The sequence below is a fragment of the Pelagerythrobacter marensis genome (assembly GCF_036700095.1).
Taxonomy (GTDB): Bacteria; Pseudomonadota; Alphaproteobacteria; order Sphingomonadales; family Sphingomonadaceae; genus Pelagerythrobacter; species Pelagerythrobacter marensis_A.
This window is the reverse complement of the sequence record NZ_CP144918.1, coordinates 1,925,345-1,942,037: the sequence shown is the minus strand read 5'-3', so window position 1 is coordinate 1,942,037 and position 16,693 is coordinate 1,925,345. Positions and strand designations below refer to the sequence as shown.

Annotated in this window: 17 protein-coding genes; 13 read left to right on the top strand and 4 right to left on the bottom strand. The window is 66.8% G+C overall.

Annotation, left to right across the window (positions count from 1 at the left end; all coding sequences use genetic code 11):
- Nucleotides 1–15: 15 nt before the first annotated feature.
- Nucleotides 16–1,305, top strand: coding sequence for a folylpolyglutamate synthase/dihydrofolate synthase family protein (locus V5F89_RS09175; RefSeq protein ID WP_338445353.1), 1,290 nt, complete (start codon nt 16–18; stop codon nt 1,303–1,305).
- 16 nt (nt 1,306–1,321) lie between these two features.
- On the opposite strand, the gene V5F89_RS09170 is transcribed toward V5F89_RS09175, so the two are convergent.
- Nucleotides 1,322–3,058: an AmpG family muropeptide MFS transporter gene (locus tag V5F89_RS09170; protein ID WP_338445352.1), complete on the bottom strand. Its 1,737-nt coding sequence runs from the start codon at nt 3,056–3,058 to the stop codon at nt 1,322–1,324.
- 71 nt (nt 3,059–3,129) lie between these two features.
- Here V5F89_RS09170 and V5F89_RS09165 point away from each other — a divergent pair, with 71 nt between their 5' ends.
- Genes V5F89_RS09165 through rsmD form a run of 3 tightly spaced genes read left to right on the top strand, consistent with a single transcriptional unit; the run spans nt 3,130 to nt 5,617 of the window.
- Nucleotides 3,130–4,293 carry an aromatic ring-hydroxylating oxygenase subunit alpha gene (locus V5F89_RS09165; RefSeq protein ID WP_338445351.1) on the top strand — a complete coding sequence of 388 codons (1,164 nt, stop codon included), beginning with the start codon at nt 3,130–3,132 and terminating at the stop codon, nt 4,291–4,293.
- A gap of 17 nt (nt 4,294–4,310) precedes the next feature.
- Nucleotides 4,311–5,069, top strand: a complete 759-nt coding sequence (locus V5F89_RS09160) for a pseudouridine synthase (RefSeq protein WP_338445350.1) — start codon at nt 4,311–4,313, stop codon at nt 5,067–5,069.
- Complete coding sequence (rsmD, locus tag V5F89_RS09155) at nt 5,066–5,617, top strand: 16S rRNA (guanine(966)-N(2))-methyltransferase RsmD (protein ID WP_338445349.1); 552 nt, start codon at nt 5,066–5,068, stop codon at nt 5,615–5,617. The genes V5F89_RS09160 and rsmD overlap by 4 nt, the downstream gene beginning before the upstream one ends.
- A 27-nt stretch (nt 5,618–5,644) precedes the next feature.
- Here the strand turns inward: rsmD and V5F89_RS09150 are convergent, their stop codons facing one another.
- Nucleotides 5,645–6,238 (bottom strand): hypothetical protein, encoded by a 594-nt coding sequence (locus V5F89_RS09150; protein WP_338445348.1) that lies wholly within the window; start codon nt 6,236–6,238, stop codon nt 5,645–5,647.
- Nucleotides 6,239–6,346: 108 nt separating this feature from the next.
- On the opposite strand from V5F89_RS09150, the gene V5F89_RS09145 reads away from it, so the two are divergent.
- Complete coding sequence (locus V5F89_RS09145) at nt 6,347–8,653, top strand: ATP-dependent helicase (RefSeq protein WP_338445347.1); 2,307 nt, start codon at nt 6,347–6,349, stop codon at nt 8,651–8,653.
- Nucleotides 8,654–8,678: 25 nt separating this feature from the next.
- Here V5F89_RS09145 and V5F89_RS09140 read toward each other — a convergent pair whose 3' ends face one another.
- Both V5F89_RS09140 and V5F89_RS09135 read right to left on the bottom strand, forming a co-directional pair.
- Nucleotides 8,679–8,999 carry a hypothetical protein gene (locus V5F89_RS09140; RefSeq protein WP_338445346.1) on the bottom strand — a complete coding sequence of 107 codons (321 nt, stop codon included), beginning with the start codon at nt 8,997–8,999 and terminating at the stop codon, nt 8,679–8,681.
- Nucleotides 9,000–9,125: 126 nt separating this feature from the next.
- On the bottom strand, nt 9,126–10,724 hold the full coding sequence (locus V5F89_RS09135) for a phosphoenolpyruvate carboxykinase (RefSeq protein WP_338445345.1): 1,599 nt from the start codon (nt 10,722–10,724) through the stop codon (nt 9,126–9,128).
- A 207-nt stretch (nt 10,725–10,931) separates the two neighbouring features.
- Between V5F89_RS09135 and V5F89_RS09130 the strand changes: the two genes are divergently transcribed.
- The 8 genes from V5F89_RS09130 to V5F89_RS09095 all read left to right on the top strand — a co-directional run bounded on the left by V5F89_RS09130 (nt 10,932) and on the right by V5F89_RS09095 (nt 16,691).
- Nucleotides 10,932–11,678, top strand: a complete 747-nt coding sequence (locus V5F89_RS09130) for a response regulator transcription factor (protein ID WP_338445344.1) — start codon at nt 10,932–10,934, stop codon at nt 11,676–11,678.
- Complete coding sequence (locus V5F89_RS09125) at nt 11,671–13,251, top strand: sensor histidine kinase (protein ID WP_338445343.1); 1,581 nt, start codon at nt 11,671–11,673, stop codon at nt 13,249–13,251. Before V5F89_RS09130 ends, V5F89_RS09125 begins: the two co-directional genes overlap by 8 nt.
- Nucleotides 13,248–13,691, top strand: a complete 444-nt coding sequence (locus V5F89_RS09120) for a serine kinase (protein WP_338445342.1) — start codon at nt 13,248–13,250, stop codon at nt 13,689–13,691. The genes V5F89_RS09125 and V5F89_RS09120 overlap by 4 nt, the downstream gene beginning before the upstream one ends.
- A 40-nt stretch (nt 13,692–13,731) precedes the next feature.
- Complete coding sequence (gene rapZ / locus V5F89_RS09115; protein ID WP_338445341.1) at nt 13,732–14,643, top strand: RNase adapter RapZ; 912 nt, start codon at nt 13,732–13,734, stop codon at nt 14,641–14,643.
- 64 nt (nt 14,644–14,707) lie between these two features.
- Complete coding sequence (locus V5F89_RS09110; protein WP_338445340.1) at nt 14,708–15,121, top strand: PTS sugar transporter subunit IIA; 414 nt, start codon at nt 14,708–14,710, stop codon at nt 15,119–15,121.
- A complete protein-coding gene (locus V5F89_RS09105; RefSeq protein WP_338445339.1) occupies nt 15,121–15,405 on the top strand; it encodes an HPr family phosphocarrier protein in 285 nt (94 codons plus the stop codon). The genes V5F89_RS09110 and V5F89_RS09105 overlap by 1 nt, the downstream gene beginning before the upstream one ends.
- A complete protein-coding gene (locus tag V5F89_RS09100; RefSeq protein WP_338445338.1) occupies nt 15,405–16,217 on the top strand; it encodes an RNA methyltransferase in 813 nt (270 codons plus the stop codon). Before V5F89_RS09105 ends, V5F89_RS09100 begins: the two co-directional genes overlap by 1 nt.
- Before the next feature lie 72 nt (nt 16,218–16,289).
- Nucleotides 16,290–16,691, top strand: a complete 402-nt coding sequence (locus V5F89_RS09095; protein WP_338445337.1) for an META domain-containing protein — start codon at nt 16,290–16,292, stop codon at nt 16,689–16,691.
- Nucleotides 16,692–16,693 lie beyond the last annotated feature (2 nt).

Here is a 16,693-nt window from a genome sequence, read left to right as displayed (position 1 = left end):
GACCGGGGCAGAGCGATGAAGGACTTCGGCTCGTCCTCCGATCCGGCAGTGCAGGCCCAGCTCGACCGGCTCGCGGCGCTCAGCGTGCCGCAGGGGCGGCTGGGGCTCGACACCGTTCGCGCGCTGCTCTCGCGCCTCGGCGACCCGCATCTGGCGCTGCCGCCGGTATTTCACGTCGCCGGGACGAACGGCAAGGGCTCAACCTGCGCCTTCCTGCGCGCGATGCTGGAAGCGCAGGGCCTGCGGGTCCATGCAACCACCAGCCCGCACCTCGTGCGCTACAACGAACGCATTCGCGTGGCGGGCGAGCTGATCGGCGATGCGCGCCTGGCCGCGCTGCTGCAAGAGGTGCTCGACGCGGGCGAGGACCTCGCGCCGAGCTTCTTCGAAGTCACCATCGCTGCGGCCTTTGCCGAGTTCGCCCGCGTCCCGGCCGATGCCTGCGTGGTGGAGGTGGGCCTGGGCGGACGGTTCGATGCCACCAATGTCATCCCCGCCCCGGCGGCCTGCGGCATTGCCGCGCTGGGGATCGACCACGAGCGATTCCTGCTCGCGCCCGAGGACGGCACCCCGACCCGGCCGCTCGCGCGGATTGCGTTCGAAAAGGCAGGCATTGCCAAGTCCGGCGTTCCGCTCGTGACCCAGGCCTACCCCGGCGAAGCGGCAGAGGAAGTGGTGCGCGCCGCGCAGCGCGCGGGCGCCTCGCTGGCCATGCGCGGGCGCGACTGGCAGGCGCGGCTGGAGGGCAAAGCTCTGCGCTATTCGGACAGCCTCGGAACGCTCACCCTCCCGCTTCCCGCCCTGGCCGGGCCGCATCAGCCGGAGAACGCTGCGCTGGCCGTGGCCATGCTGCGTCATCAGGACGCCGTGCGGATCGACGCAGAGGCGCTTGCCAGCGGCATACGCACCGCGGACTGGCCCGCGCGCCTTCAGCGCCTCGCCCACGGCCCGCTGGCGGGAGCGCGCGAGGTCTGGCTCGACGGAGGGCACAACCCCAGCGCGGGCGCGATCCTGGCCGAACATTTCGCCGGGCAGCGCCTGCACCTGATCCTCGGCATGATCGCGGGGAAAGACCCCAGTGCCTTGACCGGGCCGCTGAGCGACAATCTCGCCAGCCTCACCGTGGTGCCGGTGCCCGGCCACGACCACCATCCGCCCGAAGCGTTCGGCGGAAACGCCCGCGCCGCCCCCGACGTGCCGAGCGCCCTCGCCGCCGTTCCGGGCGATGGCCTGCCGGTGCTGATCGCGGGATCGCTTTACCTTGCGGGCGAAGTCCTGCGGCTAAACGGCGAATGGCCGGACTAGGCGCCTGCTTGCAAGCTCACTCGGCAGGCGCCGCCACCTGGCCCGCCTCGGGCGCGATGACTCCTGCATCTCCCTTCATACGGCTCTGGCGCCACCATTCGAAACAGACCAGCACAGCAGCCCCCAGGCCGATCCAGGTCGTGAGAACGAAGACGTCGAAATAGCCCTGCTCCTCGATCATCTCCCCCAGCGCACCGCGCCCCAGCGTGCCCACCAGCAGCGTCAGCGACGAGAGCAACGCGTACTGCACAGCGCTGAACTTTTTCGAGACAATGGACGATAGCCAGGCGACATAGGCCGCCCCGGCGATCCCGATGGCAAGGTTTTCGAAGCCGATGGTGATCGTCAGCTTGGCCAGGTCGGCATCCCCGATCCCCGGCACCTGCTCGATCAGATAGGTAAAGCCGATCGCATCGCTGAAAGCCTGCATATTGTGCCCGCCGATCGCCATGTCGGCATAGAGCAGGTTGGTCAGCGCAGCGAGGATTCCGCCGATCAGGAGCGTCGCCATGCGCCCGATCACGGTGAGCATAAGTCCGCCCAGCGCCAGCCCGGCGATAATGGCCCCCACTCCGAAAAACTTAGACGCGAAAGCCACGTCATCGTTCGTGTACTGCAGCTCGCCCAGATAGAACGGGTAAGCGAATGTGCCCCAGATCGCATCGCAGATGCGATAGGTTAGGACGACCGCGAAAATGAGCACCAGCGACCACCCCATCCGGCCGACCAGTTCGACAAGCGGGAGGACAAGCGCACGATAGAGATGGTCGAGCACATAAGCGCCGCCTGTCGCGGGCCGCTCGTCGACTTCCAGCAAATGCTCGCCGCGGTGCTTCTTGGACGCCAGCCAGCCTGCGACCAGGGCAGGCAGGACAATCGTTGCCACGATGATCCACGGCCCGATATTGAGCGTGAACTCGGTCGGATTGGGGCGATCTTCCGGGGCATAGCTCAGCGACATGACCATGAAGGCCAGCACGACGCCAATCGCACCCGCCCAGAGCAGACCCACGACCGCCAGCGCCCGGTTGCGGATCGCAGGCTCCAGCTCACCCGCCTGCCGCAAGGCACGGATCTGCTGCTCGCTCTCGATCGCGACATCGGCTGCGTTCTCGTTCGCATTGGGCGCCCACAGGCCGATGAAGCCGACTCCGAGCAGGATCGCGCCCATCAGGGCGTAGGTTTCGGGCCAGCCGATCCGCGCCGCAATGATCAGGCCCAATGCGCCTCCGACGAGCGAGGAGAGACGGTAGCCCATTTGATAGACCGACGAGAGGATGTCGATCGTTGCGCGCTCGTCGGCGACATCGATGCGCCATGCATTGATCGCGATGTCCTGGGTCGCGCTGGCGAAGGCGCCGATCCCGGCGAGCAGGCTGAACCACCCGAGTTGCGTTTGCGGTTCAAGCAGGCTCATCGTGATCAGGATCGTGCCCAGCGCCAGTTGCATCGGAACGATCCATTGCTTGCGCCGTCCGAGCCGGCGCAGGACCGGGATGTTGACCTTGTCGATCAGCGGCGACCACAAAAACTGGAACGCGTAGGCGAGGCCGATCAGCGAGAAGATGCCCATCGTCTCGAGATCGACCTCCGCCTCGGTCAACCATGCGAACAGCGTGCCCAGGAACAGCGCGAAAGGCAGCCCGCTGGCAAAACCGAACAGAAGCATGAAGCCGGTCTTGCGATTGCCCAGGGCCATACCGAGCGCGCGCCAGGCGGAGATTTTCCTTTTTTCCTCTGCGACCCCGGCCATTCCCTAACGTCCTTCCGTTGAACCCGAATTTTTGCGACACTAGCGCCGGGAAAGGGCGAGGAACAGGCGCCATGGCAACTATCGACACCAAACATCCCGCGCGGCGGCCGACCGAAGGCATGCTGGCGCTGGCGCGGGCCATCGCAAGCGGGGAAAGCCGGGCCGAGGCGGGTGTGACGCAAGTCCCCGCCGGCGTTTACACCGACCCGGACTATTTCGTGCGGGAGAAAAGCGCGATCTACGATCGCCTGCCGCAGATCCTCGCCCCCTCTGTGCTGCTCCCCGATCCCGGGATGGCCGTGCCGCACGATGCCACCGGCCGCCCGCTGCTGATCACGCGCGACGGCGACGGCAAGGCGCATGTCTTCCTCAACGTCTGCCGCCATCGGGGGACGCGCCTGGTCGAGGGTGGGGAACCGCTGTGCCAGAAGCGGCTCGTCTGCCCCTACCATGCCTGGACCTATTCGGTGGACGGGCGCCTGCTCGCCCTGCCCCGGCCCGACACGTTCCCGGGCCTCGACAAGGGCGCGATGGGGCTGATCGAACTGCCCTGCCGCGAGACCGGCGGACTGATCTGGTTCTGCCCGCAGGAAGAAACCGCCGACTTCGCTTATGCGGAGAAACTGGGCGAGGATTTCGATGCGCTGGGCATGGGCGACCACGTGCTGTTCCGCCGCAAGACCCACGCGGTGGCGGCGAACTGGAAGCTCATCATGGACGCCTTCCTCGAAAGCTACCACGTCACCCGGCTCCACGCGCAGACGATCGGGCCGTTCTTCAAGGACGGGGTGACCTCGGGCGACATGGTGGGGCCGCATGCCCGCTCCGCGGTGGGCCGGCTGGAGGAGATGGAAGCGGTCGATCTGACCGACATGGCCGCGCTGCGCCGCGTGGTCACGTTCGCCTACCAGCTGATCCCCGGCGCGCTGATCATCCCCAGCCCCGACTACATCAACGTCATGACGATGATGCCCCAGGGGCACGACCGGACGCTGGTGGAAGATTTCATGCTCATCCCCGAGCCCCCCGCCACAGACAAGGCACGCGATCACTGGGAGCGGAGCTGGGCGCTGCTCGACGGCGGAGTCTTCGCCGGCGAAGACTTCCGCGCGGCCGAACTGGGGCAGCAGGGCCTGGCAACGGGCGCGGTTCCCGCGCTTACGCTCGGCACCCTCGAAGGCGGCATCCGCCGGTTCCACGAAACGGTCGAGGAAGCGTTGCGCGCGGCGAACTGAGGGCGTAGGCGCGCGCGATGGCACAGGACGAGAAGCCCGAAGGCGAACGCATCGCCAAACTGCTCGCGCGCGCGGGCGTCGCCAGCCGGCGCGAGGTGGAGCGGATGATCGCCGACGGCCGCGTTTCGCTGCACGGCAAAGTCCTTCAAACCCCCGCGACGATCATACCGACGCTGCGCGGCGTGACGGTCGACGGCAAGCCGGTGGGCAAGGCCGACCGCACGCGCCTGTTCGCGTTCCACAAGCCGACGGGACTGATCACCGCCGAACACGATCCGAAAGGGCGCCCCACGATCTACACCGCGCTTCGCAATGCCCTGCCGAAAGACGCGGGACGGGTGATGCCGGTGGGCAGGCTGGACCTCAATACCGAAGGGCTGCTGCTGCTGACCAACGATGGCGAGTTCAAGCGCGCGATGGAACTGCCCGCCAGCGGCATTCCGCGCACTTATCGCGCGCGCACGTTCGGCGAGGTGACGCAGGCGCAACTCGAAAGCCTGATCGACGGGATCGCGATCGACGGCATCCGCTACGGCCGGATCGATGCGAACATGGAACGGCGCACCGGCCGCAATCAGTGGATCGAGCTGACGATTACCGAAGGCAAGAACCGCGAAATCCGCCGCGTGCTCGAACACCTGGGACTTCAGGTCAGCCGCCTGATCCGCACCGGATACGGCCCCTTCGCGATCGGCGACCTGCCGCGCGGGCAGGCGGTCGAAATCCCCAAGCAAGAGGTCGAGCGTTTCCGCAGCGGCCTGAAGCGCAAGCCATGAGGATCGTTGCCGGCGAATGGCGCGGACGCAGGCTGGCCGCGCCCAAAAGCGACGCCACCCGGCCCACCGCGGATCGCACGCGCGAAACGCTGTTCTCGATGCTGGCCAGTCGTCTCAGCGATTTCGCCGGGCTGCGGGTGGCCGATCTCTTCGCCGGTTCGGGTGCGCTCGGGCTGGAGGCGCTGTCGCGAGGGGCCGCGCACTGCCTGTTCGTGGAGCAGGAGCAGGACGCGCTCCAGGCGATCCGGGGCAACATCTCCGCGCTCGAGGCGCGTGGGCGGAGCGAAGTTCGCGCGGGTTCGGTGATGGCACTCGGCCCTGCCGACGCGGCGAAGGACCTCCTGCTGCTCGATCCGCCCTATGGCACCGGCGCGGGCGCGGTTGCGCTCGATCGCTTGCTCCGCCTGGGCTGGATCGGGGGCGCGACCTGGATAGCGGTCGAAACCGGCGCCGACGAGACGGTCGCGGTCAAGGGGCTGATCGCGGAAACGGAACGGCGGGTCGGCAAGGCGAAGCTGACTCTGCTGCGCCTTGCCGACGGTTCCTGAAGTGGGAAACGATCGCCTCGCGGCGTTTCAGTCGTTCGGCTTTTTCGCCGGCAGCGGACCGTCGATCTCGCTCGCAGGGCGGCCCGGCCAGTAATCCAGCGGCACATTGCCGTAATTCTTGCCCGCCTCGCGCGGGTTGATGCAACCGTCCTGGATCTCGCGCGAGCAAATGGGATATTCGGCTTTGGGCGCCGGAACGTTCTGCACCATCTCGCTTGCAACGAAGCGCATGTTTCCCGCGCCGGCAGCGCTCGCCGAAGCGCTGGCAGGGGAAGCGGGCGGCGGCGTGCTCGCCCCTCCCGACATCTGAGCGGCGATCTGCGCCCAGGCGGCGGTGCGCTGGTCGGGAGTCATCGCATGGATTTGCGCGCGTTGCTCGTCGGTCAAGGCCCACCAGCCGCGCTGCTGCCGGGGATCAAGCGTCCAGTAATAGTCCTGAATGTCCGCCGGCCAGCGATCGTATGCCGCCTGCCGATCCGCCGGCCAGCCGTCGTATGCCGATTGCTGCGTCGCATCCATTGCGATGCTCGCTTCGGCCCGGGCCTCGGCATTCGTCTGCTGCGCGGCGGCCGGTAGGGCCAGCGCAAGCGCGGCGACACCCGTCAAGATCGTGGTTCGCATCGGGCATTCTCCTGCTGCTCGTGTCAGTCCTCCTACGCTGCAGATCGAACGGGGTTCCGCCCTCCCCCTTGCGCCGTGCGGCTGCGTTCTCTAGTTGTTCACGCGACCATGCCCCCTCTCGAAACCGCTCAGGAAGCTGCCGCCGGCGGCGAAATTCCCCTTTATGCCGCGCGACTTAACGCGCCGCAGCGCGAGGCCGTTCTGACCACCGAGGGACCGGTTCTGATGCTGGCGGGCGCCGGCACGGGCAAGACCGCGGCGCTTACCGCACGCCTCGCACATCTCGTCGCGACCCGGCGCGCCTGGCCGAGCGAAATTCTTTGCGTCACTTTCACCAACAAGGCCGCGCGCGAGATGCGCGAACGTGTGGCGCACCATCTGGGCGAAGCGGTGGAAGGGATGCCCTGGCTGGGCACGTTCCATTCGATCGGGGCGAAGATGCTTCGCCGCCATGCGGAACTGGTCGGCCTGCAATCGAACTACACGATCATCGACACCGACGATCAGCTTCGCCTGCTCAAGCAGTTGATCGTCGACAACGACGTCGACGAGAAGCGCTGGCCGGCGCGCCAGCTCGCCGGGTTGATCGACCGGTGGAAGAATCGCGGCCTCAATCCCGACGATCTCGATGCGATCGAGAACGAAGCCTATGCCAACGGCCGCGGGCAGCAGTTCTACCGGCTATATCAGGCGCGGCTGAAAGCCCTGAACGCCTGCGATTTCGGCGACCTGCTGCTGCACATGCTGAACATTTTCCGGCAGGAGCGCGAGGTGCTCGCGCATTATCAGCAGCGCTTCAAATATATCCTGGTCGACGAGTATCAGGATACCAACCAGGTCCAGTATCTCTGGCTCCGCCTTCTGGCGCAGGAGCGCAAGAACATCTGCGTGGTCGGGGACGACGATCAGTCGATCTATTCGTGGCGCGGTGCGGAAGTCGCCAATATCCTGCGGTTCGAGAAGGATTTTCCTGGCGCGCATGTCGTCCGGCTGGAACAGAATTACCGCTCCACCCCCCACATCCTCGCCGCCGCATCCGGCCTGATCGACGCCAACAGCCAGCGGCTCGGCAAGAGCTTGTGGACCGAAGTCGACAGCGGCGACAAAGTGCGCGTGATCGGTGTGTGGGACGCGCCCGAGGAAGCGCGCCGCGTGGGCGAGGAGATAGAACGGCTGGAGCGCGAGGGCGCCCCGCTCGATCGCATCGCGATCCTCGTGCGCGCGCAATACCAGACTCGCGAGTTCGAGGACCGTTTTATCCAGATCGGCCTGAACTACCGCATCGTCGGCGGATTCCGGTTCTACGAGCGCGCCGAGATCCGCGACGCTCTCGCCTATCTGCGCGTCATCGCCCAGCCGCAGGACGATCTCGCTTTCGAACGGATATACAATCAGCCCAAGCGGGGCCTGGGCGCGAAGACGCTGGAGAAGATGCACCAGCACGCTCGCCGCACCGGGCTGCCCCTGGCGGCCGCTACCTTGCAGCTGGCGGACAGCGACGAGTTGCCGGCGCGGGCCGCGAACGCGATCGGCAACCTCATGCGCCAGTTCCTCGCCTGGCGCGAGCAGGCCGAAAAGGTGGCCCCGGCAGAGCTGCTCCGCACCGTGCTGGAAGACACAGGATACAACGCCATGCTCCAGGCCGAGAAGACGGCGGAGGCTTCGGGGCGGCTGGAGAACCTGTCCGAACTCGCGCGGGCGATGGAGGAATACGAGACGCTTGGCGACTTCCTCGAACATGTCAGCCTGGTGATGGACAACGAGGCCGGCGACGACCGCGAGAAAGTCACCATCATGACCATCCACGCCGCCAAGGGGCTGGAGTTCGACAACGTCTTCCTGCCCGGCTGGGAAGAAGGCGTGTTCCCTTCGCAGCGGGCGCTGGACGAAGGTGGGCTGGCGAGCCTCGAGGAAGAGCGGCGCCTGGCCTATGTCGCGATCACCCGGGCGCGGCGCCGCTGCACGATCCTGCACGCCGCCAACCGGCGGATTTACGGCCAGTGGACCAGCAGCATTCCCAGCCGCTTCGTGGGGGAGCTGCCCGCCGACCATATCGAGGAGGAAACCACGCTGACCGGCGGCGCCTCCCTGTGGCGCGCCGGCATGAGCGAGCACGAAGATCCGTTCGCGCATCTCGCCACGAACCGACCCGAGCGCGCGGGAACGCGCGGCCCGGGCTGGCAGCGCGCCCTCTCGACCGGCTACGACGCCAGCCCCAGGCGGCTACGCGAAACGACGCGCAGCGCCGCCAGCTTCGCCGCGAAACCCCGCACCGACATCGCGGTCGGCCAGCGCGTGTTTCACGACAAGTTCGGCTACGGCATCGTGACCGACCAGGAAGGCAACCGGCTGGAAATCGAGTTCGAGCAAGCCGGCACCAAGCGGGTGATCGACAGCTTCGTTTCGCTCGCTTGACCGACCCGCCGGCGCCGATCGGCGCTTATTTCTTCCCGAACAGATTGCCGGCGAAGCCGGCGATATCGTCGAACGGGTTCCCGTCGCCGTCCTGATCGAGGATCTGGGTGAACCGGGCCAGCGATCCCTCGCCGCCGATCTGCTCGACCACCTGTTGCAATATGCCCGCGTCGAGGCCGGTCTTCTGCGCAGCGAGATCGACGGTATTGCCGTCCTGGTGATGGGCTTCGCCCAGCGCGGCGATGGCACGCTCGGCCTGGCTCGCGTCGATCCCGAGCTTGTCCGCCATGTTCTTCACCGTGGGATGATTTTGCGCCGCGCCGAGCAGCTGATCGAAAAGCGCCATCGTCGTTCTCCTGCAGGTTGTCCCGTTCGCCCCGATTGTACCCGAGCGGCTGCGAAACGAAAGGCCCCCGCTCCGGTTTCCCGGGCGGGGGCTCTCCTCTCCAACCGTGAATGCGTTGAAAGCCGGTCAGGCGGCCACAGGCGTGGACGGCGCCGCATCGCGCACGCCCTGGTCGACATGGTCGGCAAAGGGCGCGAAATTGTCGATGAACAGCTGCACCAGCTTCTTCGCGGTGCGATCGTATTCGTCCTTGTCCGCCCATGTCGAACGGGGATCGAGGATTCCGTCGTCGACCCCCGGCACGCTGACCGGGACTTCGAAACCGAAGTTGGGATCGCGGCGGAAATCCGCATCGGCAAGCGTTCCGTCGAGCGCGGCGTTGAGCAGCGCGCGCGTCGCCTTGATCGGCATGCGCCGGCCCACGCCGTATTTGCCGCCCGTCCAGCCGGTGTTGACCAGCCAGCACTGTACCCCGCCCTCGGCGATGCGCTTCTTCAGCAGATTGCCGTAAACGCTGGGATGGCGCGGCATGAAGGGTGCGCCGAAGCAGGTCGAGAACGTCGCTTCGGGCTCGGTCACCCCGATCTCGGTCCCCGCGACTTTCGCGGTATAGCCCGACAGGAAGTGGTACATCGCCTGGTCGGGCGTCAGCCGCGCGATCGGCGGGAGGACGCCGAAGGCATCGGCCGTGAGCATGATCACGTTCGACGGCGGCGGACCCAGGTTTTCTTCCGAGGTATTGGGAATCGAACTGAGCGGGTAGGCTCCGCGCGTGTTCTCGGCCAGGGTGTTGTCGTCGAGGTCGATCTCGCCGTCCTCGTCCATCACCACGTTTTCGAGCACGGTGCCTTCCATGCGCGTGGTGGCGTAGATTTCCGGCTCGGCTTCCGGGTCGAGGCGGATCATCTTGGCATAGCAACCGCCTTCGAAATTGAACACGGCGGTGTCGGACCAGCCATGCTCGTCGTCGCCGATCAGCGTGCGGCTTGCGTCGGCGGAAAGCGTGGTCTTGCCGGTGCCCGAAAGGCCGAAGAACACCGCGCTCCTGCCATCGGGGCCGATATTGGCGCTGCAATGCATCGGCATCACGCCCTTGGTCGGCAGCAAGTAGTTGAGAACGCCGAACACGCTCTTCTTCATCTCGCCGGCATATTTGGTGCCGCCGATCAGGATCAGCTTCTCGCTCAGGTTGACCGCGATGACCGTTTCGCTGCGGCATCCGTGCCGCTCCGGGTCGGCCTGGAAGCTGGGCAGATCGATGATCGTGTATTCGGGCACGAAGCCTTCCAGCTCCGCCTCCGTCGGGCGGACAAGCAGCGTGCGGATGAACTGGTTGTGCCAGGCCAGTTCGTTGATGACTCGCACGTTGACCCGGTATTCCGGCTGCGAGCCGCCGAACAGGTCCGCAACATAGAGCGTGTCCTTGTCCGCCAGGGCGGCCAGGAAATCGGCCTTGAGCGCGGCGAAGTGCTCGCTGGTCATCGAGGCGTTGTTGTCCCACCAGACCGTATCCTCGGTCTCCGCATCGCGGACGATGAACTTGTCTTTCGCGCTGCGCCCCGTGTGCTTGCCGGTTTCGACCACCAGCGGCCCGTGCTTGGCGCGGCGCCCTTCGCCGTTCTTCAGGGCATGTTCGGTCAGTTCGGCCGCGGACAAGTTGGCATGAACGGTTGCCCGGGTCTCGATGTTCTGGGCGGAAAGCGGGTAGGACAGCGGGATGCTCACTTTGGTCTCCTGATCGCGCCTGGCTGCGGCCCCGTGGCGGGGCGGCACCGGCGAGTCGCTCGCATACGAATGCACGGAATGTCCGCAAGCGCATAATCGCGCACCGCGCCCGCGTCAAACACCGGCCGCCGCGGTGTGCGTTGTCTCGACCGCAGGAAGCGTCTAACCGTCGGCTCGTTCCAGTTGGACCCTGATCACGGAGGCGAAATGGCCGAAGCAGAGCGTTCGCAGGCGGGCGGAGAACCGATCATCGCCCTGGTCGACGACGATCGCAATATCCTGACGACCGTATCGATCGCGCTGCAAGCGGAAGGATACGCCACGCGCCTCTATTCGGATGGCGAGACCGCGCTGAAAGCGCTTCTGGAAAGCCCGCCCGATCTCGCGGTGTTCGATATCAAGATGCCGCGCATGGACGGCATGGAGCTGCTCAACCGCTTGCGCCGCCATTCCAGCCTGCCGGTGATCTTCCTGACGAGCAAGGACGACGAGCAGGACGAGGAGGCCGGGCTGGAACTGGGGGCGGACGACTATATCGCCAAGCCGTTCAGCCTGCGGCTCCTGCTCGCGCGCATCCGTGCGCTCCTGCGGCGGACCGAACTGCGGCGCGAGAGGGACGAACGCCCGGCCCAGGACGACGGGAACGCCAGCGAGCCGCTGGTGCGCGGGCGCCTGACGATGGACCCGGCCCGCCACAACGTGACCTGGGACGGCAAGGCGGTGTCGCTGACGGTGACCGAGTTCCTCCTGCTGGAGGCGCTGGCCGCGCGCCCCGGCGTGATCAAGTCGCGCAACGCGCTGATGGACGCGGCCTATCCCGACGACGTGTTCGTCGACGATCGCACGGTCGACAGCCATATCAAGCGGATGCGGCGCAAGTTCCGCTCTGTCGACCCGGCCTTTTCCGCGATCGAAACGCTCTACGGCGCAGGTTACAGCTTCAGCGATGGCTGACACCGGGCTTCGCGACCGGATCGACGAGCGTCTGGACCGGCTGAGCTGGTCGCGGCGCCTTTCGCTCACGACGCGTATCCTTGCGGTCAATCTCCTGCCGCTGGCGCTTCTCGGCGGCGGCATTTTCTATCTCGACACTTATCGCAAGCAGCTCCTCTCCGAACGCTACAAGCTTGCCCGGATCGAAGCGCAGATCACTGCCGAAGCCCTGGCGGGCGCCTCGCGCCAACGGCAGGAGGCGCTGTTGATCCAGATCGGCAAGGAACAGAAGATGCGCCTGCGCATGTTCGATGCCGAGGGTATGCTCTGGGCCGACAGCTTCGCGCTCGATGGCCCGGCATTCGAATTCGACGATCTCGGCAACGATCCGTTCTCGGTCGAGTTCGCCCGCTGGCTCGACCGCGCTGTCGATACGATCGTCGGCGCGGACCCGATACCCGACTACATCGAACCGGAAGAGCCCGTGGCCGATTCCTGGCCCGAGCTGGCGCGCGCGCGCGAAGAGGGAGTCTCGCAGATCCAGCTGCGCGACGCGCCCGACGGCTCGCCGGTGATCAACGCCGCGGTGCCCGTGGGGCTCAACGGCGCGACCTTGCTGACGACCCGCAACGCGCTCGACATTACCGAGAAGGTTCGTCAGGCGCGCTCGACGCTGGGGATGGCGGTGATGATCGCGCTGCTCGGCTCGATCTTCCTTTCGCTCTATCTCGCGCGCACGATCGTGCGCCCGCTCCAGTCGCTGGCGCGGGCGGCGATGCGCGTCCGCCTCGGCCGCGAGCGCGCGATCGAGGTCCCGCGGATGCCGCAGCGGCGCGACGAGATCGGAGCGCTGGCCCGGGCGGTATCCGACATGACGAGCGCCCTGCGGCACCGGATCGACGCGGTCGAGCATTTCGCTGCCGACGTCGCGCATGAAATCAAGAATCCCCTGGCCTCGCTGCGCAGTGCGGTCGAATCGATCGCCAAAGTCGAAGATCCCGAACTACGCGCACAGCTGATCGCGATTGCCGAGCACGACATCCGGCGGATCGATCGCCTCGTCACCGAGATATCCGACGCCAGCCGGGTCGATGCGGAGATTTCGCGCGCCACGTTCGAGCAACTGGACCTGGGCGATCTCGCCGCGGCGATCATCGCCGCGCGCGAGAGCCGGGCGGAAAACGAAGGCCGGCGTATCCGGCTCCACCGCAGCGAGGCGAAGGCCCCGGTGATGGGCGTGCCCCTGCGGCTCGAACGCGTGATCGAGAACCTGCTCGACAACGCGGTCTCCTTTTCGCCCCCGGACGGCACGATCGACATCACCGTATCGCGGGACGACGACAGCCGGATCGTGCTGTCGATATGCGACGAAGGGCCCGGAATACCCGAGGATGCGCGGGAAAAGGTGTTCCAGCGATTCCATTCGGTCCGGCCCGATGCCGAGGCGTTCGGCAACCACAGCGGCCTCGGCCTCGCGATAGCGCGGACGATCGCCGAGGCGCACGACGGCACTCTCGAAGCGCGAAGCCGGCCCGACGGCCGGCAGGGAGCCTGCCTCGTCCTCGGCCTGCCGGCCGCGAGACCGCTGCCTTGAGCGCGCCTCTGACCCGCCAGGCGACCTGCGTTGCCATCGCCGGACGCGGGCTGATGATCGAAGGGCCGCCGGGCGCGGGCAAGAGCAGCCTCGCGCTGGCGCTTATCGACAGGGGCGCCATGCTGGTGGGGGACGACGGCATCCTGCTCGAGATGCGTGCCGGCGCGCTCTGGGCCCTGCCGCCCGGCCGGACGCGGGGCCTGCTGGAAGCGCGCAACCTGGGGCTGCTGACCTTTCCGGCGGTCGAGGCGCCGGTGAGCCTGCACCTGGCGCTCGACCCGCAGGCGCCGCGCTACATCGAACGGGCCGCGACCGTGCAAATCGCCGGCGCCGACGTGCCGACGCTGGCGTTCGATCCCGCGATAGCTCCGGCCGCGTTCCGCGCCGAGATCGCCCTGCGCACTTATGGCCTGCCTCTCGCAGGGACGGAGCGCGACTGACCCTTCCCATTCGCACCAATACCGAGCACACCCTGCATCCATGGTCGACGATTCGCCCGCTGATCGCCAGCGCATTCTCCTTGTCACAGGGCTTTCGGGCGCCGGGAAGACGACGGCGTTGCAGGTTTTGGAAGATCTGGGATGGGAAGCGATCGACAACTTCCCCATCCGCCTGCTCGGCCGCCTGATCGGCCCCCCCAATCCCGATTCGTCGCGCCATCCGCTCGCCATCGGCTTCGATTCGCGCACGCGCGGGTTCGTGCCGAACGATATCATGGAGAAAGTGAAGGACATCGCCAAACGGCGCGACCTGGTGGTGACGACGCTGTTTCTGGACTGCAACAGCAGCGAGCTGGAGCGGCGCTACAACGAAACCCGCCGGCGCCATCCGATGGCGATCGACCGTCCCGTTCACATCGGAATCAAGGCCGAACGCGAGTTGCTGGAGCCGCTGCGCCGCTGGGCCGACGTGGTGATCGACACCTCGAATTTTTCCAGCAACGATCTCCAGCATGCGATCCGCGCCCAGTTCGCCGACAGCGCACCGCAGGAAATGGCGGTGATCGTGACCAGCTTCGGCTTTGCGCGGGGCACGCCGCCGCTCGCCGATCTGGTGTTCGACATGCGCTTTCTCGACAATCCGCACTGGGTCCCCGGATTGCGCGAGCAGACCGGGCTGGATGCCGCAGTGGGCGAACATATCGAACGCGACGGCAGTTTCGCGCCGGTTTTCGCGCAGATCCGCGATCTCGTGCTCACGCTGCTCCCCCGGTACGAGGCGCAGGGGAAAAGCTACGTCAACATCGCTTTCGGCTGCACCGGCGGACGGCATCGGTCGGTCTATGCCGCCCAGCGATTCGCTCAGGCCTTGCACGATGAAGGTTTTTCGCCCACGGTCATCCATCGCAATCTTGGATCGCGCGCGGCCGACGAAATCGAAGGCCGGCAATGAGTCTCTGCCTGCTGGCCATGGTTCGCATATTCTCCACCCTCCAGTTCGGACGAAGCCCTCGCACATGATCGGCGTGATTCTGGTCACTCACGGCCGCCTGGCCGATGAATTCGTTCATGCCATGGAGCATGTGGTCGGCCCGCAGGACGCGATTGCCACGGTCTGCATCGGCCCCAGCGACGACATGGAGCAGCGGCGCAAGGACATCGCGAACGAGATCAAGCGGGTCGATTGCGGCAAGGGCGTGGTGATTCTGACCGACCTGTTCGGCGGGACCCCGTCGAATCTGGCGATTTCGCTGCTGGAAGCCGGCCGGGTGGAAGTGATTGCGGGGATCAACCTGCCGATGCTGATCCGCCTCGCCGGCGTGCGCAAGAAGGCGACCGCTGCCGAAGCGGTCCGGGCGGCGCGGGAAGCGGGCCAGACCTATATCACCGTGGCGTCCGAACTGCTCGGGCGGCATGCCGACGTTTCGTGATGGAGCAGTGCAAGGTCAGCCGCGAAGTCAGGATCGTCAACACGCGCGGGCTCCACGCCCGGGCAAGCGCCAAGTTCGTCACCGTCGTCAGCCAGTTGCCGCCCGGTGTCGACGTTCGCGTCGCAAAGGACGGGAACGAGGCGGCGGGCGGTTCGATCCTCGGCCTGATGATGCTCGGCGCCGCCATGGGCGACACGATCGAGGTGATCGTCTCCGGCGACGACGCCCCTCAGGTGCTCGACGAGCTGTGCGATCTGGTCGTCAACGGTTTCGGCGAGGACTGATGCCGGCTCCATCCCGCCGGCGCATCACCGGCTTTTCCAACCCCACGGTCAAGTTCCTGCGCTCGCTCCGCGACAAGAAGCACCGCCGCCGCGAAGGCCGTTTCCTGGCCGAAGGTCTCCGCCTGCTGACCGATGCACGCGAATCGGGTTTCGCGCCCGAGATCCTGGTCATGGCCGAACGGCGCGATCCGCATCCCCTGGCCGACGCGCTCGAACGCGCGGTCGAGGAGACCGGCGGAACGATCGTCGAGACCACGCCCGAGATTCTCTCCAGGATTACCGGCAAGGACAATCCGCAGGCCATCGCGGGGGTATTCCGCGAATTCGACACTTCGCTTGCCGCGCTCGATCGCAGCAGGGCGCCCATCTGGCTGGTGGCGCAGGCGCTGCGCGATCCGGGCAATCTGGGCACGATGCTGCGCACGGGCGACGCGGTGGGCGCGGGCGGACTGATCCTGATCGACGATTGCGCCGATCCTTTCGGCGTCGAAGCCGTCCGTGCGAGCATGGGGGCAATATTCACCCAGAGGATCGCGCAGGCCGCCTGGGACGCGTTCCTCCCCTGGCTCCGCAGCGGGCCGGGGCAACTGGTCGCGGCAAGCCTGCGCGATGCGGTCCCTTACCGCGGGGCGCCCTACGCCGCCCCCTGCTTCATCCTCGTCGGCAACGAATCGCGCGGCCTGCCCGAATGCTACGAAGCGGCTTGCGATCTGCGCGTGACGATGCCGATGCGCGGCCGGGCGGACAGCTTGAACGCGGCCGTCGCCGGGGCGGTGCTCGCCTACGAGGTCCTCGCTTCGCTCGACCCGTAGTCACAACGCCAAGGCGCCGATCGCCCCCCGCCATTCAGCGAGCACTCAGCCTCGCGCAGCCAGTAGGGCGCCATGAGATTCGTCGCTGTGCCGCTTCTTGTCCTGCTAGTTGCCTGCGTGCCGCGCGCTCCCGTTCCCGAGCGGCTGACGCAGAGCGAATGGCGCTTCGTCTCGATCGACGGCGACGCGCCCGTGGTGCCCGACAGGGCCACGCTGACGTTCCGGGACGACAGGCTGTCCGCCAACGTCGGTTGCAACACCATCGCCGGCGACTGGCGGGTCGAGCAGGAGCGCCTGATCGCCGGTCCTCTCGCGGGCACGAGGATGTTCTGCGAAGGCGCGGTGTGGGAACAGGAGCAGGCCATATCGGCGCTCCTCGTGGCCGCGCCGACGATCGAGTGGCGCGACGGGGCGCTTGTTTTGCAGTCGAGCGGGCACGAGGCGCACCTGGAACCCGCGGAGCCGCAACCCTGATC